General features: G+C 41.9%; 26 protein-coding genes. 14 read left to right on the top strand and 12 right to left on the bottom strand.

Features of this window, described 5'->3' with window-relative positions; genetic code table 11:
* The first annotated feature begins 377 nt into the window (after positions 1-377).
* Entirely contained in the window at positions 378-1,868 is a 1,491-nt protein-coding gene (gene crtH, locus RMY16_RS09230) for a carotenoid isomerase (protein WP_322736129.1), read from the top strand.
* Between the two features lie 240 nt (positions 1,869-2,108).
* On the opposite strand, the gene purT is transcribed toward crtH, so the two are convergent.
* The 4 genes from purT to RMY16_RS09250 all read right to left on the bottom strand — a co-directional run bounded on the left by purT (position 2,109) and on the right by RMY16_RS09250 (position 6,777).
* Positions 2,109-3,272, bottom strand: coding sequence for a formate-dependent phosphoribosylglycinamide formyltransferase (gene purT, locus RMY16_RS09235; protein WP_322736130.1), 1,164 nt, complete (start codon positions 3,270-3,272; stop codon positions 2,109-2,111).
* Between the two features lie 65 nt (positions 3,273-3,337).
* The gene (locus tag RMY16_RS09240) at positions 3,338-3,820 is read right to left on the bottom strand and encodes a pentapeptide repeat-containing protein (protein WP_322736131.1); all 483 of its coding nucleotides are present in this window, start codon (positions 3,818-3,820) and stop codon (positions 3,338-3,340) included.
* Positions 3,821-4,023: 203 nt separating this feature from the next.
* Positions 4,024-5,781: an ABC transporter permease subunit gene (locus tag RMY16_RS09245; protein ID WP_322736132.1), complete on the bottom strand. Its 1,758-nt coding sequence runs from the start codon at positions 5,779-5,781 to the stop codon at positions 4,024-4,026.
* 45 nt (positions 5,782-5,826) lie between these two features.
* The gene (locus RMY16_RS09250; protein WP_322736133.1) at positions 5,827-6,777 is read right to left on the bottom strand and encodes an ABC transporter ATP-binding protein; all 951 of its coding nucleotides are present in this window, start codon (positions 6,775-6,777) and stop codon (positions 5,827-5,829) included.
* 231 nt (positions 6,778-7,008) lie between these two features.
* On the opposite strand from RMY16_RS09250, the gene RMY16_RS09255 reads away from it, so the two are divergent.
* Positions 7,009-7,191, top strand: coding sequence for a hypothetical protein (locus tag RMY16_RS09255; protein ID WP_322736134.1), 183 nt, complete (start codon positions 7,009-7,011; stop codon positions 7,189-7,191).
* 138 nt (positions 7,192-7,329) lie between these two features.
* Here the strand turns inward: RMY16_RS09255 and RMY16_RS09260 are convergent, their stop codons facing one another.
* Complete coding sequence (locus RMY16_RS09260) at positions 7,330-8,610, bottom strand: HAMP domain-containing sensor histidine kinase (RefSeq protein WP_322736135.1); 1,281 nt, start codon at positions 8,608-8,610, stop codon at positions 7,330-7,332.
* Positions 8,611-8,744: 134 nt separating this feature from the next.
* A complete protein-coding gene (rppA, locus tag RMY16_RS09265; RefSeq protein WP_322736136.1) occupies positions 8,745-9,425 on the bottom strand; it encodes a two-component system response regulator RppA in 681 nt (226 codons plus the stop codon).
* Between the two features lie 140 nt (positions 9,426-9,565).
* On the opposite strand from rppA, the gene RMY16_RS09270 reads away from it, so the two are divergent.
* Positions 9,566-9,952 (top strand): hypothetical protein, encoded by a 387-nt coding sequence (locus RMY16_RS09270; protein WP_322736137.1) that lies wholly within the window; start codon positions 9,566-9,568, stop codon positions 9,950-9,952.
* Between the two features lie 44 nt (positions 9,953-9,996).
* Here the strand turns inward: RMY16_RS09270 and RMY16_RS09275 are convergent, their stop codons facing one another.
* On the bottom strand, positions 9,997-10,482 hold the full coding sequence (locus tag RMY16_RS09275; RefSeq protein WP_322736138.1) for an SRPBCC domain-containing protein: 486 nt from the start codon (positions 10,480-10,482) through the stop codon (positions 9,997-9,999).
* A gap of 298 nt (positions 10,483-10,780) precedes the next feature.
* The gene (locus tag RMY16_RS09280) at positions 10,781-11,206 is read right to left on the bottom strand and encodes a universal stress protein (protein WP_322736139.1); all 426 of its coding nucleotides are present in this window, start codon (positions 11,204-11,206) and stop codon (positions 10,781-10,783) included.
* A gap of 290 nt (positions 11,207-11,496) precedes the next feature.
* Between RMY16_RS09280 and RMY16_RS09285 the strand changes: the two genes are divergently transcribed.
* From RMY16_RS09285 to accD, 6 genes are all read left to right on the top strand, one after another.
* Positions 11,497-12,054, top strand: coding sequence for a hypothetical protein (locus tag RMY16_RS09285; protein ID WP_322736140.1), 558 nt, complete (start codon positions 11,497-11,499; stop codon positions 12,052-12,054).
* Positions 12,055-12,148: 94 nt separating this feature from the next.
* Positions 12,149-14,896, top strand: a complete 2,748-nt coding sequence (locus RMY16_RS09290; RefSeq protein WP_322736141.1) for an HAD-IC family P-type ATPase — start codon at positions 12,149-12,151, stop codon at positions 14,894-14,896.
* A gap of 141 nt (positions 14,897-15,037) precedes the next feature.
* Positions 15,038-16,126 (top strand): 3-isopropylmalate dehydrogenase, encoded by a 1,089-nt coding sequence (leuB, locus tag RMY16_RS09295; protein WP_322736142.1) that lies wholly within the window; start codon positions 15,038-15,040, stop codon positions 16,124-16,126.
* 90 nt (positions 16,127-16,216) lie between these two features.
* Positions 16,217-16,477 carry a hypothetical protein gene (locus RMY16_RS09300; protein ID WP_094347451.1) on the top strand — a complete coding sequence of 87 codons (261 nt, stop codon included), beginning with the start codon at positions 16,217-16,219 and terminating at the stop codon, positions 16,475-16,477.
* A gap of 175 nt (positions 16,478-16,652) precedes the next feature.
* On the top strand, positions 16,653-17,480 hold the full coding sequence (locus tag RMY16_RS09305; protein WP_322736143.1) for a prepilin peptidase: 828 nt from the start codon (positions 16,653-16,655) through the stop codon (positions 17,478-17,480).
* Positions 17,481-18,067: 587 nt separating this feature from the next.
* A complete protein-coding gene (gene accD, locus RMY16_RS09310; protein ID WP_322736144.1) occupies positions 18,068-19,018 on the top strand; it encodes an acetyl-CoA carboxylase, carboxyltransferase subunit beta in 951 nt (316 codons plus the stop codon).
* A 124-nt stretch (positions 19,019-19,142) separates the two neighbouring features.
* Here accD and RMY16_RS09315 read toward each other — a convergent pair whose 3' ends face one another.
* Positions 19,143-20,564, bottom strand: a complete 1,422-nt coding sequence (locus RMY16_RS09315) for an MFS transporter (RefSeq protein ID WP_322660240.1) — start codon at positions 20,562-20,564, stop codon at positions 19,143-19,145.
* Between the two features lie 225 nt (positions 20,565-20,789).
* On the opposite strand from RMY16_RS09315, the gene RMY16_RS09320 reads away from it, so the two are divergent.
* On the top strand, positions 20,790-22,010 hold the full coding sequence (locus RMY16_RS09320) for an ABC transporter substrate-binding protein (RefSeq protein WP_322736177.1): 1,221 nt from the start codon (positions 20,790-20,792) through the stop codon (positions 22,008-22,010).
* A gap of 154 nt (positions 22,011-22,164) precedes the next feature.
* Here the strand turns inward: RMY16_RS09320 and RMY16_RS09325 are convergent, their stop codons facing one another.
* The 3 genes from RMY16_RS09325 to RMY16_RS09335 are packed head-to-tail and all read right to left on the bottom strand — an operon-like array spanning position 22,165 to position 24,321.
* A complete protein-coding gene (locus RMY16_RS09325; protein ID WP_322736145.1) occupies positions 22,165-22,518 on the bottom strand; it encodes a hypothetical protein in 354 nt (117 codons plus the stop codon).
* Positions 22,519-22,527: 9 nt separating this feature from the next.
* Positions 22,528-22,932, bottom strand: coding sequence for a hypothetical protein (locus RMY16_RS09330; RefSeq protein WP_322736146.1), 405 nt, complete (start codon positions 22,930-22,932; stop codon positions 22,528-22,530).
* Positions 22,933-22,944: 12 nt separating this feature from the next.
* A complete protein-coding gene (locus RMY16_RS09335) occupies positions 22,945-24,321 on the bottom strand; it encodes a hypothetical protein (protein WP_322736147.1) in 1,377 nt (458 codons plus the stop codon).
* A 56-nt stretch (positions 24,322-24,377) separates the two neighbouring features.
* Here RMY16_RS09335 and RMY16_RS09340 point away from each other — a divergent pair, with 56 nt between their 5' ends.
* The 4 genes from RMY16_RS09340 (at position 24,378) to RMY16_RS09355 (ending at position 26,900) form a co-directional block, all read left to right on the top strand.
* A complete protein-coding gene (locus RMY16_RS09340) occupies positions 24,378-24,572 on the top strand; it encodes a hypothetical protein (protein WP_322736148.1) in 195 nt (64 codons plus the stop codon).
* 216 nt (positions 24,573-24,788) lie between these two features.
* Positions 24,789-25,697: a sugar ABC transporter permease gene (locus RMY16_RS09345; RefSeq protein ID WP_322736149.1), complete on the top strand. Its 909-nt coding sequence runs from the start codon at positions 24,789-24,791 to the stop codon at positions 25,695-25,697.
* On the top strand, positions 25,694-26,530 hold the full coding sequence (locus RMY16_RS09350; protein ID WP_322736150.1) for a carbohydrate ABC transporter permease: 837 nt from the start codon (positions 25,694-25,696) through the stop codon (positions 26,528-26,530). Before RMY16_RS09345 ends, RMY16_RS09350 begins: the two co-directional genes overlap by 4 nt.
* Positions 26,531-26,684: 154 nt before the next feature.
* Entirely contained in the window at positions 26,685-26,900 is a 216-nt protein-coding gene (locus RMY16_RS09355; protein WP_322736151.1) for a hypothetical protein, read from the top strand.
* Positions 26,901-26,959 lie beyond the last annotated feature (59 nt).

Below are 26,959 nucleotides of genomic sequence, written 5' to 3' on the forward strand. Positions count from 1 at the left end.
GCCTTTTTATTGTATAAGAACTGAAACACCATAATACTCTTTCCTGCATCCGGCTGACAGCTTAAAATTAGCAATCTCAATTTTATTGATAAAAATTTTCATTAGTAGTTGACATTAATTCTCAATCAAGGCTATATTCATATACAGTGTTCTCCTCTCTTTTAAGGATCGGCAGACGGGATTAGTCAGCAGTAGCAGGCTCGTCCCTCTTTTTTTTTGATTAGTCATGGTCTTTTGTCATTGGTCATTAGTCATTAGTCATTAGTTAAATTAAATATTGATTAACTCTAGACAAAGGACAAATACTTCTCTACGGGACGCTACGCGTAGCTTGTTTCCCCGGAAGGGGTAGGCTCAGTACAAAGGACAAATGACAAATGACAAATGACGTAATCGTGATTGGGTCTGGGATTGGAGGATTAGTAACAGCGACCCAGTTGGCGGCGAAGGGAGCGAAAGTGCTGGTACTGGAACGTTATTTGATTCCAGGTGGTAGCGCTGGTTGTTTTGAACGCCAAGGCTATCGGTTCGATGTTGGCGCATCGATGATTTTTGGGCTGGGACAAAACGGCACTACTAACTTACTCACACGAGCATTATCTGCTGTAAATGTCAGCCAAGAAGCGATCGCAGATCCGGTGCAGATTCACTATCATCTACCCCAAGGTTTAAACCTCAAGGTTGACCGGGTTTATGAAAAATTTTTGCAAAATCTTACTGCTCATTTTCCCTATGAAGAGCAGGGGATTCGTCGCTTTTATGACGAATGCCAAAAAGTATTCAAGTGTCTCAACAGCATGGATTTGTTGTCGCTGGAAGAACCTCGGTATTTACTGCGGGTATTTTTCCAACATCCTTTAGCGTGTCTCGGTTTAGTTAAGTATTTGCCCCAAAATGCGGGGGATTTTGCAAGACGTTACATCAAAGACCCGCAATTATTAAAATTTATTGATATGGAATGTTATTGCTGGTCGGTAGTTCCATCAGACATGACACCAATGATTAATGCTGGAATGGTCTTTTCTGACAGGCATTATGGCGGAGTGAACTATCCCAAAGGCGGAGTGGGACAAATTGCCCAAAAACTGGTGGAAGGCCTAGAGAAGGCTGGAGGTAAAATTCAGTACCAAGCTAGAGTCACGAAAATTCTCACAGAACAGGGAAAAGCGGTAGGTGTGCAACTGGCAAATGGTAAAGTATATCGAGGTAAACGCATAGTTTCAAATGCTACACGCTGGGATACATTTGAACAATTACTACCAGCAGAAGAAATGCCATATAATGAGAAAAAATGGCAACAAAATTATCAAAAATCTCCCAGCTTCTTGAGTTTGCATATAGGGGTAAAAGAGTCAGTTTTACCTGCGGGGACAGAGTGTCACCATATTTTGCTAGAAGACTGGGAAAAGATGACAGCAGTGGAAGGGACAGTTTTCGTTTCGATTCCCACATTGCTTGACCCAGATTTAGCACCAAATGGATATCACATCATTCATGCCTTTACGCCTCATTGGATTGATGATTGGCAAAAACTTTCTCCAAGCGAGTACGAAGCTAAAAAAGAAGAGGCAGCTTGGCGAATTATTGACCGCCTAGAGAAGATTTTTCCCGGTTTAGATGCCGGATTGGATTATTTAGAAGTGGGGACACCGCGCAGCCATCGCCGCTTTTTGGGTCGTGAAGATGGCACTTATGGGCCAATACCCCGGCGCAAGTTGCGGGGGTTATTAAGTATGCCCTTTAATCGCACAGCTATTCCAGGACTTTATTGTGTAGGAGATAGCACCTTTCCTGGTCAAGGTTTGAATGCAGTCGCTTTTTCTGGGTTTGCTTGCGCCCATCGCATTGCCGTAGATTTAGGATTATAAAGTACATCAACCCTTTTAAAACCTCAAAAAATTGACTTTGGCAAAGAGTTTTAACCTTAACTAAACTGTATTGCTTCATACTCATCATGTTTGCTTAATTGCTTATTAAACGCGAAGAACCCCACCCCGCCAAAGCTGTGCTTTGTCTCCCCTCCCCGCAAGCGGGGAGGGGTTGGGGGTAGGGTTCTTTTTTTATGGGTCATTTGGCGGACATGATATAAGTCAATTTAGTTAACACAACTAGATGATTTTAATTTTACTTGCGGCTCTAGTAGCTTTTTCTCTAGCCTCTTGGACATTCACACCCTTTGCCAAAGCTACTCCCATTCGCCGATATGGATGAGCATTAGGTTTACCAAATAATCTAATATCTACATCTTTTTCTGACAAAGCATCGGCTACACCACTAAAAGCAATCAAATCAGAGTTTTCTGAAGCTAAAATTACTGCACTTGCTGAGGCTCCTAGCTGTTCTATATGAGGAATTGGCAAGCCTAAAATAGCTCGCAGATGAAGTTCAAATTCATTTAAATTTTGTGAGATTAATGTCACCATTCCTGTATCGTGAGGTCTGGGAGAAAGCTCTGAAAAAATCACTTCATCTTTGGTAATGAAAAATTCAACGCCAAAAATTCCGGCTCCTCCTAAAGCATCTGTGACTTTGATAGCTATTTCTTGAGCTTTTAATATTTTATCTTCCGAAATTTCTGCGGGTTGCCACGATTCTTGATAATCTCCTCTTTCTTGGCGATGACCAATAGGAGAACAGAAAATAGTGGGTGCATTCCACTGTTTAATTGTCAGTAAAGTTATTTCAATTTCAAAGTTAATAAATTCTTCTACGATGACCTTTTGACTGTCGCCTCTAGAATTAGCGATCGCATAATTCCAAGCTTTCTCAACTTCACTCTTATCCTGCACTACAGATTGACCTTTCCCTGATGATGACATCACAGGTTTAACAACATTGGGAAAGCCAATTTTATCCGAAACTGCAATCAATTCTTCTAGAGTTGTTGCATAGCCATATTTAGCTGTTCTGAGGCCCAATTCTTGATGTGCCAGTTCCCGAATTCTATCGCGGTTCATTGTATAGTTAGTAGCAGCCGCAGTTGGTATAACTGTAATCCCTCGCTGCTCAAATTCGATCAGTTTTTCTGTTCTGATTGCTTCAATTTCTGGTATAATAATATCTGGTTGATATTTGGTCACTACAGCTTCTAAATCATCAGCACTGAGCATAGAAATAACTTCATAAGCATCAGCAACCTGCATTGCCGGAGCATTACTGTAGCGGTCAACGGCAATCACATAATTACCAAGACGTTGAGCTGCGATCGCAAATTCCTTACCTAGTTCTCCTGAACCCAGCAGCATCAATTTTTGAGGCAATTTAATACTCATTAGCTTATCCAGATCAATCTTAATCCAATAATCTTATAATTTTTTGTGTTTTAATTATCGCCTTCTCAAGGGTTAAATCTAGCTCCACGCAGTTGTAAATCTTGCCGTTGTAGCGCAGTTAAACCAATACCAACGCCAAAGTTACACTTATCTACTAGAGCCTCTAACCAAACAGTATCATTCAAAGTTGCACCTCGTAAATCTGCATTTCTCAAATCGGCTTTCATCAAATTTGCAAATAAAAGGTCTGCATTGACTAAACTACTACCTTGCAGATTTGCTCCAGACAAATTTCCTCGGATAAAGTTTACTCCATCTAAAGTTAAATCAGATAAATCTGCTCCTATTAAATTCGGAAATTTTAGCTGACTTGGATATTTAAAAAACCGCATTATACAGATGATGTTTGCTTCATGTAGTCGCATTTTTGTTAAAAACTCATAACGAGCTATGCCGAGTTGCTTAAGAACTTGTAGACGCTGTGGGGGACTTTGTTCTAAAAACTGGATGGCTGTATGGCGTAAGTCTTGAGTTGGCAGATTTAGCATTATTGTTAAATTATCATGATACTTATGCTAATAAAAAATTTAACCTTAACGCAAGAACCCCGACTTCCTCAAGAAGTCGGGGTTCTAATGGATAACTATTTACCTAGTACAGCGCGGCGGAAATAAACAACCCATTCCAAATCAACAAAACGCCTACGCTTTATTGATTTTGACTTTTGACTCTTGACTTTTGCCTTGCGGTACTAGCGTCCTGCTAATAGTGCTTTCGTAGCAGATTCGCCTGCTAATCTCACCTGCTTTGTCAACTGGAAATTCAACAACGCTAAAACACTCAGCTGAGCGAGGAATGCCATTAAAACTGTTGTCGCTTCAGAGTCTTGGATAGCTGCCCAAGGAAAAGTTGAAAACAGCCATACAGTAGGATATTCCCACGAGGATATGCCAAGAAATCCTAGAATTATTGGTGGTAAGAATGATATCACGCCTATAGTACCTATTGCCCAAAAAGAACGTTTGGGAGTTTTCAGCAAAAGTATTAATTGGGCAATTGTAGCGTAAATCATGATTATGCTGACAGACAAAGCTACAGCTAAAAGTACTTTAAACCTGCCAAAATTGCTATTTAGCCAATTGTCTGTATCAAAAACAGATGTAATTAAAATCCAGACTAGCAAGGGGATAATAACAATTGCCAGATTAATAGCGATCGCCACAAGTGCAGGGCTTTTTTCAGCCCAAATTAGATCCTGCCAAACACTCTTGCGGCTAGAAACTCCCTGATGTCGATATCTTGCCCAATCTTGTACATCTTGACGATGAGGGGAAAGAATAGCAATCAAACTGAAAATTAACCCCAAGTTGTATATTGCCAGTAAAATTAAATTTGGCTCAAACTGTCCGTAAAAGCTGGAATTCTTTTGCCAAAATTGTAAGCTAAATCCCCACATCATCACCTGGCAAAAAGCTACTAATAAATAACTTTGTCCCTTGCTGATGATTGAAGCTTGAGGATTACGAAAGCAACGTTTTAGAGCTTGTAAGATTGCATAACTACACAATCCCAAGTTTAACAAATGGAAACTAACAACACTAACAATATTTTTTCCTAATGGTAAATAGAAAAACTCCAAGTTTTTCATGGGAGAACCATTGGAGACACGTAACAAGTTAGGAAACAGATAATTTACTGTATCCCAAGGAGCGAAAATTCTTAACCAAGCAGTTGAATTATTTATACCGTTGTTATAAGACGATGCCATCAATATCGTTGTAAACAAGAAAAGCAAAACTGCGCCACTACCTAACCAAGGCTGAAAACCGCTAAACCAGCGACTCACTAAGCCAAATAGTAATGCGGCACTGTAGAAAAAAATACAGCTAGTAGCAAGAATTGCATAATAAATAAAAATGTAACTAAAGGCAATTTTGGCAGAACTCCCAGCCCAGAAATGTAAAGGAACTGCTCCTAAAATAACGAGATAAATTAAACTCGGAACTCCTAGTAACTTGCCAGTCAAGATACTTGTTTCTGATTGAGGGCTGAGACGAATGAAATTCAGTGTACCGCGAGTTTCTTCTTTAGCTAAATCGTTAATCAGCAAATAAGTTCCCGCAACTAAGAGGGTAAATACAAAAATTACACTCAAAGAGAGGAATATATATTCCCAGTGATCTCGCCACCATAACTGCCAATCAATTTCGTTTTGCGGGCAAAAATTCTTTGAGAAAAAATAATTTAAATCATCAATTTGAGATTGATTTGATTGCTGATAAACCTGGTTTTGCCGCAGTTCATATACTTTATGCAAACGACAGTATGGAGCAGTTAGCAAGTATTCATCATTAGGAAACTCGCGTAACTGATATAAAAAAACTACCAGTTGTAGAAGTAGAGATGTAGCAACTGCGATCGCGACATTAAAAATTTTTAGGCGTCCTTTGAGTTCCCGTAATAGTTGCGGATTCCAATCGCCGATTTTGTCTATTAAATTGAGCATCATAGGAAAAAATTTCTCCAAAAATGGGGAGTGATATTTATTGACGCATTAAGATGCTTGTTTGTGACCTAATTTTAAGAAAATAGTTTCTAAGTCTTCTTGGGTGCAGTGAAAATCAGTCAGAGGAATGCCTGCTTTAATGAGCGATCGCAACAACTCAGCACTATCTTCATCTTTGCCCGAAAAATTCACCCGCACGCTGTTTTTTCCTAATATCACCTCCCACTCTTTTACTAAATGATGATGTTTCAATTCCCTTAATAGTGCTTCTAGGTTCCCCAGAGTTGATATCACAATTTGCTGGTGGGCAAGACGTTGATAAAGTTGCTGTAAAGAGGTACTTTCTACCAAAAAGCCAAGTTCCATAATTCCCACAGAAGTACACAGTTCAGCTAAATCACTGAGAACGTGGGAAGAAATGATTACAGTCATTCCAGCTTCTTGCAAAGCCTTAATGATTTCACGAAAGTGCATCCTAGCAATGGGATCAAGCCCAGAAACAGGCTCATCTAGTAGTAGTAAAATCGGTTCGTGGATAATGGTTCGCGCTAAACTTAAGCGCTGTTTCATCCCCCGTGACAGAGTAGAAATGCGACTATTGCGTTTATTACCAAGTTGGATTAGTTCTAAAACTTCATGTAAGCGTTGAGTGCGGCGTGGTTCTCGTAAACGATAGAGACGCGCAAAATAATCTAGGTAATCCCAGACTGTCAAATCCTCATACAGTGGGTAGTCATCGGGTAAGTAGCCAAGACGACGCTTAAGTTTGGGATTACTCTTGTCACGGAGTAGGCGATCGCCATTAATATAAATCTCACCCGTAGTTGGTTCCTCAGCAGTTGCCAACATTCGGATGAGAGTTGTTTTACCCGCGCCATTCGGCCCAATTAGTCCATATACTTCCCCCGTCTGTATTTCTAAATCAACATCATTGACAGCAACGTGTCGGTCAAATTGCTTAGTTAGTCCACGGGTGCAAATTGCTAATTCTTTTACCATCGCGGCTAGGGTGCGGCTTGTGATTAACAGTTAAGCTAACCTTTTTCTACAACTTTTGTCAGGCTGGTTTCGGAAATTGAAACTGGCTTTATATAAAGCTGCTTTTAGTCATAGGCATTATTTAACCTATCTTCACTAAAGTTTTAAATAATACCAATTATTAAGTTTTGCGACGGAAAATACTAAAGCTAGAAATCTCTAGGCCTTCTCAGTTAATCAGGTAAAAGCTGTATGGATTTTGAATCGATTATGAATATGCCTGCCATTGCTTATGCTATTGAAGATGGTAGGCAATGGGAACTATCTTTTGCCAACAATTTTTATTGGGTAGGTAATAGAGATAATATTGCAAAAATGATGAATGCTTGCGGACATGCAGTGATTGCTTTGATCAAGGCTTGGAACAGGTTATAAATTAGCAAAATATGTAAAGCCTAGTTAGAGGTGAATAAACCTCCTTAACCCGAACTGAGGTTATTTAGTAAAATTCTCAGATTCAAACTTGACTGTTTAGCCTAGTAGTCCACCAAAGAATCATCTCTTAAAGGTAATTTATGAATGGCTCATCAGCGGTAACTTTATCTGGAAAGTTGAGCCTTTACCCTCATTGCTCATCACATAAATATGACCACCGTGAGCCTGGACAATTTGTTGAGCGATCGCTAATCCTAACCCAAATCCGCCGCTTTCTCTGGCACGTTCTGTATCAACTCGGTAAAAGCGATCAAAAATGTAAGGTAAATCTGCCTCTGGAATTCCAATTCCAGTATCGATGACCTGAATTACTGCCCGATCTGGGTGAGGTTCTAAGCGTAACCAGACAGTTCCACCAGATGGAGTGTAATTACAGGCGTTATTGAGCAAGTTTTCAATAGCTAACCGCAGCAAATCGGGGTCAGCCCACAACTTAATGGGTTGTTCTGGTAAATGGCCGATCAACTCGATCGACGCTTTTGCAGCAACAGTATTGTAATAAATAGCTAAATTCTCTAGCAAGCTATTAAGATTAACCTTTTTGAGAGATTCGGGAGTTAATTTTCCCTGATGCCGAGCCAACAGCAGTAGGTTATTGACCAAGGTACTCATCGACTTGGCGCTATCGATGATATTCTCCACAGAGGGATGGATTTGGGGATGGTCTGCTGCCATTAATAACCCAACTTGGGCATTGGTCAAAATTGCAGAAAGGGGCGATCGCAGCTCATGAGAAGCATCTGATGTGAAGCGTTGCAGTTGATTATAGGCTTGCTGAACGGGTTGCATCGCTATGCCGCCAAGTACCCAACCTGTAAGTCCAATTAACCCCAGTGCTACAGGCACAGCAAGGGTCAACATTAACTGAAATTCTCTGAGATCGTTTTGAGTTTCTGTCAGCGGGATAGCAACTTGCAGATAACCGATGACCGAATTTCCTCCTTGAACAGGTAGGGTGACTTGACGAAGCCAAAGCGTCTCACCTGTAAACTGGTCAACGGACTTAATCGTGAGAAACTCAGATGCTATTCCCAACTTTTCTGGAGGTGGAGTACCAAAAAACCGCTTGAGTTTGCCATACGGGTCATACCAGCGAACATACACCAGTTCAATATCAGCGGGGTGAGAACCACTACCTAATAGCGGTATATTGCTCAGATCGACTTCTTTTTGTCCTTGATACAGCCGATACTGCGAACTGGCTGCCATTAGCTCTGCTCTTTTATAAAGCAGTTGATCTAATGCTTTAAGCTTGTCTTTTACCTCAAGATGATAAATAACTCCAGCAAAGAGAATCAGAATGCACCCCATTGAAAGGGTAAACCAACGAGCTAAGTTACGACGACTGCGGTTAAACACAACTTATGCTAATTCGTAATTCGTAATTCGTAATGACGCTCGCGGACTCGCTACCGCTACGCTAACGTAATTACAACGCTTTTCAAGTAATTAAACTACACTATATTTCTACTTTGCGTAGCCCTTATCAAGTTTCAAGATGGTTCTGGAGGGTTGAGGCGATAGCCCATACCGTAGACAGTTTCAATCCAATCGGCTGCTGCTAATGTTTGCAAACGTTGGCGAAGTTTACGAACTAGAACAGTGATTGCATTGCTTTCTGGCTCACTACCCCACTCCCATACAGCTTGCTCAATCTGGTTACGAGTCAGAACTTGCTTAGGATGACGCATGAAGTACTCTAGCAACTGAAATTCTTGGCTAGAAAGCGATACGATCGCCCCTTGTCGCTCCAAAATTAGTCTATCGAGATGAAGTTCGAGGTCTGCCAAGCAGAGGGTGTCTCCTTGCCAAAGGGGCGATCGCCTTCTCAGTGCCCGCACCCGCGCCATGAACTCCACGATATCAATCGGTTTGACGAGGTAATCATCAGCTCCGGCATCTAATCCTATGACTTTATCGGGTGTGGTATCTTTTGCCGTAATCATTAATACGGGAGATGTTTTTCCCGCCGCGCGATACTGTTGACACAAACTCACTCCACTAATCCGAGGTAACATCCAATCCAAAATCAGCAGATCGTATTCTTTTTCAGCCAAAAGCCATTGAGCAGTTTCACCATCCTTGACACCATCGACGCTGTGTCCCGCCTGAGAGAGAACCATTTGCAGCGGCATTAATTGCTTTGGATCGTCCTCTACCAGTAAGATTTTCATCACCTTTATACACTTGTGCTTGTTTAGAATAATCTATTGAAGCAATCTCAACGTCTTTCATCAGTAAGATTTCAGAGGATTGTCTACCCCATTAGGATATACATGAAGTGTGACCTAGCAAAATCAGAAGCAGGTGTAGTGTGTGGCGTATTAGTAAACGTTGGCTGCAAGGACTGGGATTAGAGTTTTGGTTGCCTCTACCATTGGTAGCAGTTGTGTTTTGGCTTGGCTGTAATTTCCTAGCTGCTCAAGAGTTAAGGCGACCCTACTCCACCGAGAAAAAACTTCAGTCAGATACTCAGCTTGAAGCACGGGTATCAGTCAATGTGTTGCTCATTAACGCCGCCGTCAACCGAACTAAAAGAATTACCCAGGTAGAAGTAGAAACAGCAGATCCCATCTTGAAGCGGTTGGAATTAGAACTTCCAACAATAGAATTCAGCCAAATAGAAGCGACAATTGCCCAAGAACTAGGTTTACCCCGTGAAGATGTTAGAAAGTTAGTGCGCTATGAGATTGTGGAATAACATCGATCCGATTTCAGGCTATTACTATAGTTGAAAAAAGCTGATTATATAAACTTTCTGACCTCCTGATTTTTATTTTCAATGCGTTCTGCCTTGGTTTTCAATGTTTGGTTCATAGCTTCAAACCCTTGGCGAACGTCGATATTTAATCGACGAGCCAACAGAGGTACTAGTAAACCCTGGAAAGATTCTTGCTGAATGAAGCGAACACGTAGGCGTAGCCCGTCGTAGACATCGCTTACTAACGGTTCAATGATAAAGCTATGTTCAACGTCAAATAATCCTGGTATCAAAAAGTGCCATAACCAGCGCAGTTTGCGATTAGGTTCTACCGTAATCACCGTAGGTCGAAAGGTCACAATATCTCTACCCGGAGGCTGAAAGTGAACGGTTAGCTGCGCCCCTTCACTCAGCAAACCACTAATTTGACGAATAAACAGATTCCAATGTGGAAAACTGGCAAAATCAGTAAGTAAGTTCCATACTTGCTTATCAGATGCCTGAATTTCAATTTCAGTGTAGATTTTCATGGTTATGAGTTGATAGGAAAACCAGAATTAAAACGGTTATTCCTGCTAAAAACAACCCCATGTATTCTAGTCCTAGTAATCGACCAACCCAAAAATTACGGGTGAAAGTAGGTAGATAAAGCAGGGGAAGCAGGGGGAGAAAATAACTTGATTTTCCTACCATAAAATAAACTATACAAAGTTTCTTTGGTGGACTACGAGGAAACTAGATTGTTTCTTGTAAAACATAATGAATACTATTCGTGGAATTACGTTTGAACAGCAACATTCTGGCGGTTGGTAGACAGTTCTGAAGGAACTACTGGCCTTGAACAATCAGGACGGAACATGGAGCGTGATGAACTACGTGATTGCTCACACTTCCTGCTAAAAGTTCGGCAAATCCTTTAAGTCCTCTACGACCAAGCACAATCAAATCTGCTCCCCAACTCCGGGCTAAATCACAGATGTTAGTCCCAGGATCTCCTGTTTGATAACTGGATTCTGCCCTAATGCCTAGTATTTTCGCTTTCTGATAGTACAACTGAAGTAAACTTTGTGCCTGTTGTGTTTCTATTTCCAGGTCTACTAAGTTTACAGTGAGTTGACTAGAAGCTGCTAGCTCAATGCTGTGACCAATCATTAACTGAGCAGCATCTCTTTGGGCTAACTCCAGCGCTTTTATAAACACTGTTGCAGTAGCAGGTGAATCATCGACTGCTACCAAAATCTTCTTAAAACTCATATCTAGCTCCAATAATCAATTACTTCATTTACTTGTATTATCTTTTAGCTTGATGGACAAATGTGATTTAAAAGTGAAATTAAGTAGGATAACGATTTATTCACTTTTCGTTCACATTCATCAGCAATCCTGGAAAAGAAGCAGATAAACGAAACTAACCCAACTGAGGTTTAAAACGAATACCCGAACTAATACAGGTCATGCTTACGCTATAAAACTATAGTTTTTTACTATTTGGAGATTAATAAAGCTTCGTTTTAAAATTACTGATTTTGATAGGAGATGTTGTGATGAATTTCAGTCCAGTTAAAAATGCGATCGGTATCATTTCTACCCATCAGGCTGTAACACAGGTGCTTGATGAACTCAGAGCTATTGACTTTCCCATGCAGAAAATTTCTGTGTTCACTTTAGACTCTGAAGACGAAAAGTTGCACGAGGATACTAATGCGGATAAACATCCCATAACTCCGATCGAAGGTGCTAAAGCAGGTGCAATTACAGGAGGAACAGCCGGGGGCTTGCTGGCACTGACAGCCGGACTTGGGGTATTAGTTATTCCCGGTGTTGGGCCGGCATTAGCGGTTGAATCTGTGGTGAGTACACTGCTAGCGGGTGGAGCGAGTGCGATTTTTGGCAGTGTTTATGGCGCATTTCAAGGTTGGTTTGCTCCCGAAAGGCAAGCTAGATTCTGTGAGCCAGCCACCTGCCAAGAAAAATTTTTGGTGAAGGTAGAAGGAACAGCAGATGAAATCTGGCAAGCAGAATCGATTCTCCGTTATTGGGGTGTGCAAGAGTGGCATGTTTATGAACTTAGCAAAAGATTCTCGTTAGCAACACAAATTTGAAAAAAGGTAGAGATTCAAACAGAGAAATCGATATTAAATCTGATGAGTCTTAATTACGAATTAGTTTAAAGGTTACTTCAATTTGGAGACTGAGATGACAGCAAATACGATCGCTACAAATACTTTTGCTCAGACAACAGAAGATTTACTCAACTATGAATGGCATACTCTGGGCGAACAAAAGGTTGTGCAAACCTTAGCCAGCCATCCTGAAGCGGGTTTGAGCCATGAAGAAGCTACCACCCGACACCAGCAGATGGGTGCAAATCAACTGACTGCTAAAAGTGGAAAAAGTTCTTGGCTACGATTTTTAGAGCAATTTAATCAACCACTACTATATATTTTGCTGACGGCGGGACTGGTGACACTGCTGCTCAAAGATTGGATAGATGCGGGAGTAATTTTTGGTGTCACCTTAATTAATGTCATCATTGGCTACATTCAAGAATCGAAAGCAGAAGGCGCGATCGCTGCTTTATCCAAAGCTGTCACTACCGAAGCAACTTTGATTCGCGATGGCCAAAAAACCCGTCTGGCTTCGACTGAACTTGTTCTTGGTGATTTAGTATTGCTGGCATCTGGGGATAAAGTACCCGCCGATCTGCGGTTATTAAGTGTGCGTGGGTTGCAAGTTGATGAGTCTGCTTTAACAGGCGAATCCGTTCCGGTTGAGAAAGCAACGGCATCACTGGCTATCGAAACACCATTAGCCGAACGAAGCAATATGGTGTATGCCGGAAGTTTCGTTAGTTTTGGACAGGCAGAAGGGATTGTAGTAGCGATCGCCGATGCCACAGAAACCGGTCGCATCTCCCAGTTAATTGAAAGCAGCACGAATCTGAAAACACCGCTAACACGAAATATTGACAAATTTAGCAAAAGCTTGTTGTATGTCATTTTAGGTTTAGCTGCCCTGACATTTGCAGTCGGATTAGGACAAGGCGAATCTTGGATTGATGTTTTCAAAGCGAGTGTGGCTTTGGTAGTCAGCGCGATTCCTGAAGGATTACCTGCGATCGTTACCGTCACTTTGGCGATCGGAGTTTCCCGGATGGCACGACGTAAGGCGATTATTCGCAAGCTACCTGCTGTGGAAACATTAGGAAGTACCACTGTTATCTGCTCTGACAAAACTGGGACGTTAACTGAGAATCAGATGACGGTTCAAAAGATTTATGCAGGTGGACAACATTACACCGTTAGCGGTATTGGTTATGCCCCAGACGGTGAAATTCTGATCGATCAACAACCTGTTGATTTCAATGCAGATGAACATGTTGCTCTTTGGGAATCCCTGGAAGCAGGATTGCTCTGCAATGATTCTCACATCGAATGGGGAGACGGACAGTGGAACTTAGTAGGAACCCCAACTGAGGGAGCATTGATTACGGCTGCCAATAAAGCGGGATTGACGCAAGGGAATCTAGATCAATTACCCAGAATAGACACCATTCCCTTTGAATCTCAATTCCAATACATGGCGACTTTGCATGAATTGGATGCAAAGCGATCGCTGAATGTGATTTATCTCAAAGGTTCTGTAGAGGCAATTCTCCAACGATGCGATCGCATGTTCGATGCTCAAGGACAACTCGCTCGTCTCAATCCTGCCGCAGTGGAACAGGAAGTTGCTGATATGGCAAACCAAGGGTTACGAGTGCTAGCTTTTGCCAGCAAAGAAGTTGCCACTAAGCGATCCTTGGATCGCAATGATATCGATCGAGGACTGGTGTTTCTGGGACTTCAAGGCATTATCGATCCGCCTCGTGAGGAAGCGATCGCCGCAGTCAAAGCTTGTCAATCTGCGGGGATTCAGGTGAAGATGATCACTGGGGATCATGCACTAACAGCAGCTGCGATCGCCCGCCAAATGGGAATTTGCTCGACTGAAGAACAGGTGTTCACCGGACAGCAATTAGCTCAGATGGATGAAAAAGAATTCGCCCAAGCGGCTGAACAAGGTATGGTATTTGCGCGAGTTGCCCCAGAACAAAAATTGCATCTGGTGAAAGCGTTGCAGTCTCAGGGTGAAATTGTTGCTATGACTGGAGATGGTGTCAACGATGCTCCCGCTCTCAAACAGGCAGATATTGGTGTAGCGATGGGCATAGCCGGGGCAGAGGTTGCCAAAGAATCGGCGGATATGCTTTTAACTGACGATAACTTTGCCTCAATAGAAGCGGCTGTGGAGGAAGGACGTGGTGTTTACCGCAACTTGCGAAAAGCGATCGCCTTCTTGCTGCCGATCAACGTTGGCGAATCTATGACGATTTTAATTGCCATTCTCCTAGCAACCGTGCTTCCCATCTTACCAATCCAAATTCTCTGGCTCAACATGGTCAGTTCAGTAGGGTTGATTGTTCCCCTCGCCTTTGAGCCACAATCTGGACAGGTAATGCAGCAACCACCACGCAACCCTAGAGAAAAGCTTTTATCAGGTAGTTTACTTAAGCGCATATTAGCGATTTCTGTTTTTAATTGGGTGGTAATTTTTGGGGTGTTTCAATGGATACTTCAAACTACAGGCAATGAAGCCTTAGCTCGCACAATGGCGATTAATGGATTGGTGGCAGCAGAAGTCTTTTACCTGTTAAGCATTACCCAGTTTTTACCATCTCTAGTCGTGAGAATCCAAGGTAAACGCACACCTGTAGCCTATGCACCTGCGATCGGAATTGTGGTTGTGGTGATTTTACAATGTGTGTTCAGTCAGTGGAGCATGATGAATCAAGTGTTTGACACCACACCTTTAACATTTATCCAAGCTCTTATTTGTATGGGTGTAGGTTTGCCAGTAGTGTTCATAGCTCTCATCTTGCAGCGTTTCGATCCGCTCAACTAAGGATATAGGACTTTTTTAGTAGTTTCATCCAATGCCAGATGATTACATTAGAGCTACACCCAAATAAATTAAAAACTCCATCAGTACATTTTGCTAGGTATGATATTTAATCTGAAAGCATTTACCTAGTAATAACCAGCTATGACCCAGAACTACCGCATTACTCTACTCCCCGGCGATGGCATTGGCCCTGAAATTATGGCAGTGGCGGTAGATGTGCTGAAAGTCGTAGGGAAGCAATTCGATCTGAAGTTTGAATTCCAAGAAGCCCTGATCGGTGGTGCAGCAATTGACGCTACAGGGGAACCTCTGCCCTCTCTGACTCTAGATACTTGCCGTAACAGTGATGCTGTATTACTCGCAGCCATTGGTGGTTATAAGTGGGATTCCCTACCATCCAATTTACGCCCAGAAGCAGGTTTGTTGGGACTACGTGCAGGTTTAGGATTATTTGCCAATTTGCGCCCAGCGAAAATTTTGCCCCAGCTAATCGATGCCTCGACTTTGAAGCGCGAAATTGTCGAAGGCGTAGATATTATGGTAGTGCGCGAACTCACTGGTGGGATTTACTTCGGTAAACCTAAAGGGATTTTTGCCACAGAAACTGGTGAAAAACGCGGTGTAAATACAATGGTTTACACCGAATCGGAAATTGAACGCATTGGACGAGTGGCGTTTGAAGCGGCAAAAAAACGCGGTGGAAAACTTTGCTCGGTGGATAAGGCAAACGTATTAGAAGTATCTCAGTTGTGGCGCGATCGCATCACCCAACTTTCACAAGAATATCCAGATATAGAACTCTCTCATTTATATGTAGATAATGCTGCTATGCAGTTAGTACGCGCTCCCAAACAGTTCGATACTATAGTCACAGGCAACTTGTTTGGTGATATTCTCTCTGATGCTGCTGCCATGCTCACAGGTAGTATTGGCATGTTACCCTCAGCTAGTTTGGGTGCTTCTGGGCCTGGTGTCTTTGAACCAGTTCATGGTTCCGCCCCAGATATTGCCGGACTTGATAAGGCAAATCCTCTAGCACAGGTTTTGAGTGCGGCGATGATGTTGCGTTACGGTTTAGACCAACCAGAAGCAGCAGATCGTATCGAACAAGGTGTATTACAAGTTTTAGAACAGGGCGATCGCACCGGGGATATAATTTCTCCAGGAAAAAATCTCCTTGGTTGCCGCGCTATGGGAGACTCACTCATCAAAGCGATCGAACAAAAATAATTTTGTATAGCAACTTGGGCAATTTGGCAACCTTTGCTATAAGTTTCGGGTAGACTAAAGGGAAATCTAGCAATCAAATAACAGTCGATAGTGTACGCATTACGACAAGGTCAAGTAAATTTTACCGCCCCAAAGAACCAATCGCCTTTGATTGATCCCTCTGTAATTAGAGCTGCTGGGCAGATATACTATACTCACTGTGAAGTTCACCCCGAAATAGCTGGGCAACCTTCCGGTGTAGCAATTAATCGTGTGACTCATCGAGGTAAGGTTATTTTTACTAACCAACCAGTTCTTTTACCTCAAGAATGTTTTGTGCCCTTAAGTCAAATTGAATCGCATATGTATTAGTCATTGGTCATTAGTCATTAGTCATTAGTCACTTGTACTGAGCGTAGTCGTACCCCTCCGGGGAAGCAAGCTTCGCGTAGCGTCTCGCAGAGAAGTATTGGTCATTAGTTATTGACAAAGCACAAATGACAAAGCACAAATGACACAGGACAAATGACAAAGGACAAATGACTGTATGGACATTTTGTTCGCCATCCCGGCGAGTGTAATGGTCTTTGCTTTAGGTGCATCTATTGGCAGTTTTCTCAACGTTATTGTTTATCGGCTACCTGCTGGGTTGTCAATTCTTTGGCCACCTTCTCGTTGTCCTAAATGCTTAAACCAGCTAAAAGCTTACGACAATGTACCAGTATTCGGCTGGATTTCCTTAAGAGGGCGGTGTCGATATTGCAAAAGCAAAATTTCTGTCCGTTATCCCGTGGTAGAAGGGGTAACGGGCATAATTTTTTTACTAATTTTTTTGGTATTTCAAGTTTCGACTTTAACAATAGGCTATTGGGCTTTTTGCAGTTGGTTATTGGCACTATCACTCATCGACTTAGATACAATGACCCTACCCAATCCACTTACTAAGTCAGGTTTAGTGGTGGGAATTTTGTTTCAAATGGTAGTTGGTTTTCTACCAGAGGGTAGTTTTGTGGCATTGGTAAATCACCTTATGATCGCTATAGTTGGTGCAGTATTAGGCTTATGGCTGTTTGAGGCGATCGCCCTATTGAGTTCAATTGCCTTTGGTAAAAGAGCAATGGGTACAGGTGACGCCAAGTTAGCAGCCATGATGGGAGCCTGGTTAGGCTGGAAATATTTGCTCTTGGCTAGTTTTATTGCCTGTGCGCTGGGAGCGTTAATTGGCATCGGTATTTTAATTATGCAGCGATCGCGACAAAAATTAGGACAAAAGATACCTTTTGGGCCTTTTTTGGCTTTAGGATCTGTGATTACTCTGTTTAGCGGCGAAGCCATTTTGTCTAGCTACCTGCGGTTATTTTTTCCAGCCTCTTGAATTGGAGTGGGGACTGGGGACTGGGGACTAGGGAAAATAATCATGCCCCATGCCCCATGCCCTTTCATAAGAAATATTTATAACTTGTGACTGTAACCAACATTACCCCATCAACCCTTCATATTTTGATAATATTCTGCTTGTGACTTGTATTACCCTCTTAACGACGATTAACCGTTGGCAAGCACAACTAGTGCAACAGATGCTGATCGTTCATAACCTAGCAATATGAATCATTGATTTGGGTGGGAGAGGGAGAGCATCTTAATTTGGAGGTTGGTATTCTCATGGCTTTTTCAGTACGTCCATATAATTAAGTCTGCTGAAAATAAAGACTAAGAGACTTGTATTGGCATAAGTATTTTCGTTAAGCTGGCAACCAAAGATGAAAATTAAGGTCTGAATTGCTTAAAAGCGTAGTTTGACGATGTAGCCTTTAGTGAGCCAGTGCGGTCTTGGGGGTTTCCCCCATGAGCAACTGGCGAACCCGAAGGGTCATTAATAAAGACAAATGACAAAAGGCTAAGGACAACCCAATACGGTTTGACATGTTTTCGACCTCATGCCCACTTAAAATAAAATAAAAAATGGCTAACAACGAAGAATCACGCGGTTTAAAGTCTCTATTTGATTGGTTTGCAAATCGACGGAAATCAGGATCTACCAGCCTCGAACGCCAAGAACGTGAAATTGCTGATGGTTTGTGGCATAAATGTTCTAAGTGTAGTGTGTTGGCATACACAAAAGACCTGAAAGCAAATCAGATGGTTTGTGCCGAATGTGGTCATCACAATCGGGTAGACAGCGATGAGCGTATCCGTCAATTGATAGATAATAATACCTGGAAACCGCTAGACGAGCATTTGCGTCCAACCGATCCGCTGGAATTTCGCGATCGCAAACCTTACAGCGATCGCTTGCGGGAAACACAAGATAAAATTGGCTTGATAGACGCAGTTAAAACTGGTTTAGGTCAAATCAATGGTTTGCCTATTGCTCTTGGGGTTATGGACTTCCGCTTCATGGGTGGTAGTATGGGTTCGGTCGTGGGAGAAAGACTCACCCGGATGATTGAGCAAGCCACTCAACGACGCTATCCTGTAGTTATCATCTGTACCTCCGGTGGCGCGAGAATGCAAGAAGGTATGCTCTCTTTGATGCAGATGGCAAAAATCTCCGCAGCCCTACAGCGCCATAAAGATGCCCGACTATTATATATTCCCGTTTTGACCAATCCCACAACGGGCGGCGTTACCGCTAGTTTTGCAATGTTGGGCGATATAATTTTGGCAGAACCCAAAGCAACCATTGGTTTTGCCGGTCGGCGAGTGATTGAGCAAACCCTGCGGGAAAAACTACCCGAAAATTTCCAGACTGCTGAAGATTTGCTCCAGCATGGTTTTGTTGATGATATCGTACCCCGTACCCAATTAAAGAACACCTTAGCCCAGCTGATTGCCCTACACCAGCCTGTATTAACAACACCTCACATGGTTTTGTGGGAAACAATGTCCTTAACTTCTAGCGCAGCAGAATAAAGTATGGGGTATGGGGCACAGGAGGCAGAGGGGAAAAACTTACAGCAACTTCTCCCCGGTCACTGAGCGTAGTCGAAGTGCAAGCTCTCGTACAGAAGTGCTGCTCCCCTGCTCCCCTGCTCCTTCACCCTCTCCCCGGCTCTTGAAGAAACATGAGTGGAACAAGGGCTACTAGTCGGAATAGACCGGAGAGGGCAAACAAGCCTAGTAAGCCTCCAGACTGAGTAAATTGCACAAGAAAGCTGCCTATAGTTGTGCCCAAAGCACCACTTGCTCCAGCAACGGCAGCTGCGATCGCAAAATAGATAGACTGATTTTTAATTGGTGCAATGCCCAATTGGATATTGTTGCTGCATAAGTCAATCGCTGCCCAAGTCCCCCCAGTCAAGATGTGTAACAGTGGCAACCACAACCAGATGTCAAGGTAGCTAACACCAATCCCCAGCCAAAGCAGTGGTGTGGCTGCAACCAAAATTCCAACACAGATGAGGATGGGACGATTGCCTATCTTGTCTGCTAATTTTCCCCACAAGATGAGCATCAGCAAAGTCGCTCCCGCCTGAAGACTGTTGTAGATAGTCACGTAGCTCACATCCAAATTTAAGGTGTCGAGCATATAGAGGTTAAAAAAAGGACTGCTGAGGTTAACAGCAAGCGCCCAAAAGCTGAAATACAGCAGAAATCTCAAAAAGTTAGAGTTTTTCCAGATGCTGTCAGTTAACTGGTCTTGTGGCGGATGAATTGATTGAGATACTTCAGAAGATTCATCTTTTGCAACCTGTGCCTGAATCTCAGTTGTTTGTGATGAGTTGCCATAATAAGTATTTTGCAATTGCGGATTCATATCCACTTGGAAATACTGGCATCCTAATCCCACAATTCCAAAGACAATGCTTATCAGTAGAACTACTCCATAGCCTTGTATAGTTCCCCCATACCAATGTGATACAACTAGACCGGCCATTGGTACGCAAATCAAATTAGTTAGACTACCAGCACTATTGCGTGCCCCAAAATACCTGCCTCGTAATCGTCGGGGAACTATTATTGCCACCCAACTGAGCCACGATGCGCTTCCTAGTCCTCCCAAAAGATTGCTGAATAGAACAATCAAGAGTGTCAATATGACTAACTGGTGAGCATCAATCACTCCCAAGCTGGCGCTGACAATACCAATTACTAAAATCAGCCATATCAGCCGACCAATTCCGTGTGTCCGAAGCAAATATTGAAAGCGGCTGGTGCTGCGTTCCGACAAGTAAGCACCCAACGGCTGAATGAGATTGACCAACATGGGAATAGAAGACAGCATCCCAAATACCACTGGACTAGCATCCAATTCCACCAATAAATTGCTGAGTAAAATCCCGCCAGTTCCAAGAGAGTAAACCGATGCTAAGACACAATCCGCAGTGGAAGCTTTTAAACTGGTGCGAATAGCATCCTTGGAAATTCGAGAGTTTGAAGAGATTGCTGTTGGTGGTGAGGCAATCTGGGTAAATTCCAGAGTCAGTGGCGCAGTTGTTTCAATCTGAACAGAATCCATCAACATAAATTATGGGTGAAGTATCCTCAGATAAATCAGGTTGGAAAGGGACTCAATGCTTGAATTAGCATTGCTGATAACTGTTCGTTATTTTAGCTTGCAATTTTCAGCTAAAATTTCAAACAAGTAAAATATCATTCCTTAATAACACAAGTTATAAGCGAGGAAAGAGAATAGTATTTGTTTGTGAACAATAAAGGATTATTTAATTTTTTGGCATTGGTGATGGCGATCGCGATCGCTATTATTACTTGTCAAAGCCTACAATTGCCAAGCAAACCGTTAGCATCTACCGCAGTCACCATCAAACTTAGTGGTTGGGGAGGCTCTCCCGTTGAGCAAAAACTATTAAGACAAGTACTGCAAGACTTTGAAGCGCAACATCCAACTATTAAGGTCAAATATGAGGTAATTTCCGACCAATACATGGATGTAATCAAAACTCGTTTAGTTGGGGAAGCTGCGCCCGATGTCTTTTATCTGGATGCGCTGGAAGCTCCTTTCTTAATGAGTCAGAATGTCCTCGAACCGTTAGAAAGTTACATTACCCCCGAATTTGACCTCACGGATTTTGAGGATGCCCTACTTGACAGTTTCAAATACCAAAATCAGATTTACGGTCTTCCCAAAGACTATTCAACCCTGGCTCTGTTTTATAACAAAAAAGCCTTCGCCGCCGCAGGCTTAAGTAATCCGCCAGCAACTTGGGATGAATTACGTAACTACTCGCAACAATTAACAGGCAAACTTAACAAATACGGCTTTGGCGAAATTCCTGAATTGGCGCGTCAGGCTTATAAAATTAAAGCCTTTGGTGGACAACTCGTAGATAAAAATGGTTATGCTACTTTTGCCAGTGAGTCAGGTCTACAAGGTTTAGAGTTAGTAGTAAATCAGTATCAAAAAGATCGTTCCTCTGCCCAAAAATCTGATGTAGGAACAAACTCAGGTAGTGAAATGTTTGGTCAGAGTAAAGTAGCAATGGTGATTGAAGGTAACTGGGCAATTCCTTATCTAACTGAAACTTTTCCCCAAGTAGAATTTGCTACTGCACCAGTGCCTACGATTAATAATAAAAAAGGCACAATGGTGTTTACAGTTGCCTACGTGATGAATAAGCAAGCACAACACAAAGCCGAAGCTTGGGAGTTGATTTCTTATCTCACAGGTAAAGAAGGAATGCAAAAGTGGACAGGAACAGGGTTTGCTTTGCCAACACGTAAATCAGTGGCAAAGAATTTGGGCTACGATCAAGACCCGTTGCGATCGCCATTAGTCGCGGGAGTTAGTTATGCTACAGCGTGGCAAGTAGGTCAGTATTCAAGTGCGATCGTCAATAACTTTGATAACCAGTTTGTCAGCGCCTTGTTGGGACAACAACCATTAAAACAAGCGATGCTGAAGGCACAGAATGAAGCTAATCAGCAAATTAGGGCGATGGAGTAATTTAAGAGTATTGACCACATAATACTTAACTGCTAACAATCAACTATGAGAGCGCAATTTACAGGTAAATGGACTATTGTTAGGGCAGAAAATGGGGAAATCTCTACTTTCTAAAAGTCAGTAGTATGATTCAATCAGTTTAAAAACGCTGTATTTATTCAGTAAACCAGCACCAGCGACGCTCAGAACCATCCCAGGCATAATAAGCGGATTTGAACTGCTTCATAGCGGCTAAATACTGAGATAACATCAGTACTACATCACTATTTTGAGGGATATCATCCTCATCAATGAGATCAAGATAGTCAAGCGATGTTTCTGAATCTAATACTTTACGACAGCTTTCTAAGAGTCTGTTGACAATTTTTACCTTATTCTTGCTCAACACAGCCTCTGGCTTCTTCTTGCTCAGTTCTTTAAATTCTATATGCATGGCATCTATTAAAGGCATTGTAACTTCATGCAGTTCAGCTTTCACCAGGCTTGTCTGTTTTTGATCTATTTTCATAATAATAATTTATTCTCTTAAGCGTTTTGGACGAGTTGTTTTAATATAAATTTTGCCTGATTCATCTCCAATTTCGTTTTCTTCAGCATCTACTACCCAACACCAACCGCCAGGCCGGATCTGTACATTATCTGCACGTAACTTCTCAAAGCATTGTAGATACTGTGAGAGAATAAACACGACATCACTATTTTGTGGAACATCATCTGTATCAAATTCTGAAAATTCTTTAAAAGGCCGATATTTATCTTCAAGAAATTCATTCGAGCTATTCAACAATTGGTTGATAAAATTGAGCTTAAACTTATTGATTGCATCATTGGGAGATTTTTTAGACAAGACAGAAATTTCTTCGTAAATACCTTGAAGTTGTCCCGATAGTTTTTCAAACTCATCAACATCTTTGCGCTTCATCTATTTCACCTTTCACGAGGGACAAGCTCGACGAAATTCCACATACTTTTTTTTTATAACATCAATTGGTGAGCGTTGCTTACTCTCAAAAATCTTAACCATTAATGAGATATCCTCATCTGTAAGCGTAATAATACATCGTCTTTGTCCAGACCATAAATCAATAGTATTGCCAAACATTGCTTTTGAGAGAGGGTTTCTAGTGACTAGAACACCAAATTTACCAAGACCAGAATCAAGATATCTATTGAGTTGGTTAATGTGTTCACGCTCGATTGTCTTGACGTTCTTTAACTCAAAAATAAGCTGTCTGTTACCATAATCTTGATGAATCTCTTGAAGAAAATCAATTGACCTATTATTGTAAAAAATGAGGTCTCGAATCAGTCTTCCAGATTCTGTACGACTCTGCTTTGCTGCAAAGTCAAGGTCTGGATAGAAAAGCGATGCAAGAAGTTGACAGATGTAATCTTCGTATTTAATGTCTGCTTCATCCGTTTTTCCTGTTGGTAGCTTTTGTATTTCACCTAATTTCCGTTTAGCGGACAAGACGGGAATCTGTTTAAAGAGCGGATCGTTTTTACAGTCGTCCTGAGTTCGCTCTTTTACCTTGATATATTCCTGAACAATATCATAATTCTCTCTATTGAAGTTTAGAACCTTAACACGTTCTTCTGGTTCACCAGGATTAAAAATTTCATCACGAGGGCAGTAATCTTTAAAGTAGTCTTCAAAGTTGATCCAAGGAGAAAATTTTAGCCATCTTTTAGGAACAAATATTAAAGGCTCTTTAGTTTCAGGATTCACAGGTAATGTAATTTCCTGATCTCGGACAAATGAGTTTTTACGGTAATCATAAATTCCAGAAACAACAGCTTTATGAATTGGTATTCCTACTTGATCGCATTGTTGTATTGTAAAGTCTATCAAAAATGATTTAATAAAGTTACAACAAATATCACTTATCCGATCTTTCGCAATTCCATCTACATAAAACTGGATTTCTTCAAAGTGAACAAATCCATATTTTCCATACTCAGAAATTTTCTGAAAGAGAGAGATAATTTCATCTGCTTTATTACGACTAATTTTTATACCTTTTCGTTTTTTTGACAATCCAAGTCCAACCTCTTGGCATTCAGATGCAAGAATGAGGATGTCACGAGCCTGATCTATTTTGCCTTTCTGAACAAGAAAGTTTAGGTTATTAAAGGAATTAATTATAGAGGTATGAAGTGATTGGTCTTGTTGTGATGGAGACTTCCATAAAAGAAAAGGGTCGACGTAAAGGGGAATATCTTCATCTAGAAATGCTATGGCAAAATCTAGCTGTGCTTGGGTTGCTGAAATGCCGTGGTAATCAATTATTCTTGGGCGGACAATCGCCATTTGCTATTTTTGTCTACGTATAGTTGACTATTATAATGTCAAATAATTTTTGTGCCATGTCTAATACTTCTGCCATTGAAGACTTTATTTCATTCCGTGGTCATCAGGTATGGTATCGCATCGTTAAACCAGACCAAGAAGATTCTGGCAAGCTATCTCTTCTGTGTCTTCACGGAGGCGCAGGAGTACCCCACGACTACTTAGAACCTTTGGAAGCGATCGCCACAACCGCACGCAGGGTGATTTTTTAAATCGTGTCGAGGCTAATGCTGATTGATTGATTTATTTCTTACTTTTGAGCCAGCTAACTTACGCAAGTGATGTCTTTTAACTTGCTGCTTTGATCTATGCTTTCCAAAGGTAGAGAATTATTTGATGAGGTGAAATATTTTTGTACAGGAGTACGATAATCATGCACAACCCATCGCTACAGTCGGGTTAGTGCGGGATTAAGCGGAGGTTTCGTAGTGTTTGAAATTAACCGACGGCAGAGTAACCCCAGGCGGAACATCACAGAAGACTTGGCTGGGTATATGTTCATGATGCCCACCATTCTAGTTTTGGGAACTTTTGTAGTCTTACCCATTCTCTACGCCGTTTTTCTTTCCCTGCAAAAAGTCCAACTTCTCGGCGGTATTGAATACGAGTTCATCGGTTTTCGGAACTTCACGCGATTAGCTGAAGATGAAAGAGTTTGGATTGCTTTGAGAAACACAGCCGAATATGTAGCTATTGTTGTGCCAACTCAAACTATCCTGGCTTTAATTTTGGCGGTAACTCTGAATTCTGGGATTCGAGGTAAAAACTGGTGGCGCATCCTCTATTTTTTGCCGACAGTCACTTCTTCAGCAGTGCTGACACTCATCTTTATGTGGATTTATAACACTGATGGGCTACTAAACGATTTTCTCGCTTTTATGGGGCTACCTATTTATAACTGGTTGGGCGATCCAGCAGTTGCGCTCAAAGGAATTGTGATCATGAACATTTGGTCAACTGCGCCGTTTTTTATGGTGATTTATCTGGCGGCGTTGCAAGATATACCCCAAACACTTTACGAGGCTGCGGAACTTGATGGCGCAGATGGGTGGCAGCAATTTATCCGCATTACTCTTCCCTTGCTTAAGCCTGTAACCTTCTTTGTGGCGACTGTGGGGGTAATTGGGACTTTTCAACTTTTTGACCAGTCTTACATCTTTTCTGGCGGTACTGGCGGGCCAAACAACGCTACCTTAACTGTGGTGCTGCTGATTTATCAAGCTGTATTTCGGAATTTACAAATGGGATATGCAGCTGCGATCGCATTTCTGTTAGCAGCAGTGATCATTGTCATCACTTTGATTCAGCGGCGACTTTTCGGAGGCGAACGGATTTGACTAACACCTCTGGCTTATCCTGGCTCAAAGCCCTGTTGTACGTCTTGCTGACACTTTATGCCATCATTACTCTAATTCCCTTTCTTTGGGCACTTTCAGCATCATTTAAGCCCCTAACAGAGATTGTCAGTGGTGAACCCAACTTTCTCCCCAAGAATTTTACTCTTGACAACTACAGGCAAATCTTTCTCCAAGAACCGCTATTTTGGCGTTGGTTGTTCAACAGTGTAGCGATCGCCGTCAGCGTTACGCTTTTAAACTTATTGTTAAATTCTATGGCTGGTTATGCCTTGGCAAGACTGCGCTTTGTGGGCAAGCGCTTTTGGTTCTTCCTAATTTTGGCTGTGCTGGCAGTACCGACGCAAATCACCCTGATTCCCACATTTTTGATTTTAAAAGCGATCGGCTGGCTAAATTCTTACCAAGGCATGATTATTCCTAGCATGGTTAATGCGACTTTTATCTTCATGATGCGGCAGTTTTTCGTTAATTTTCCTAAAGAACTAGAAGAAGCAGCCCAACTCGATGGCTTAAATACTTTTGGAATTTTTCAACACATTGTCTTACCTTTGGCAAAACCAGCACTAGCAGCACAGGCAGTTTTTCTGTTCATGGGGAGTTGGAATAATTTTTTACTGCCTATAGTTATCCTATTTGACCCAGAAATGTTTACCCTCCCCTTGGGGCTGAACACCTTCAAAGGTCAATACATCAGCTATTGGAACTACATTATGGCGGCTTCTATGGTCTTTACCCTGCCAGCTTTAGGCATTTATGCCTTTTTTAATCGTTACTTTATTCAAAGCGTCACTTTTACCGGGGGAAAAGGTTAATAGGCATTAGTCATTAGTCATTAGTCAAAAATTCTTCCCCTGCTTCCCTTGCCCCCTCCCATTCCCCAAACAGTATTTTGGGCAACAAATTGCACTCCTAACGTGATATTGGTATTACAGCGACTCAATCTCTATCTATCAGTAAACAAGCATTATGGGTTTTGCAGACCTATCGATCGCAGAGATAGCAGCTGACTACAGCATTCCTGTAGAACAAGTGTTTTCTCTGTGCAACCAACTGGGAATCGCCTACAAACACCAAAAAACCCGTTTGGCGTTAGAAGATGCAAAGGCAATTATTTCCCGAATATCCTCTGAAATATGCCCCAATGGTACTAACGACTTGGTGGGTGATCACGAAGTCTCCTGAAGGGTGATCTCAGAACTTTGGCTAATAACTGATAGCTAATGATAAAAAACAATAAGTCA

The sequence above is a fragment of the Nostoc sp. DedQUE12b genome, assembly GCF_034530835.1.
In the GTDB taxonomy this organism is placed as follows: domain Bacteria; phylum Cyanobacteriota; class Cyanobacteriia; order Cyanobacteriales; family Nostocaceae; genus Nostoc.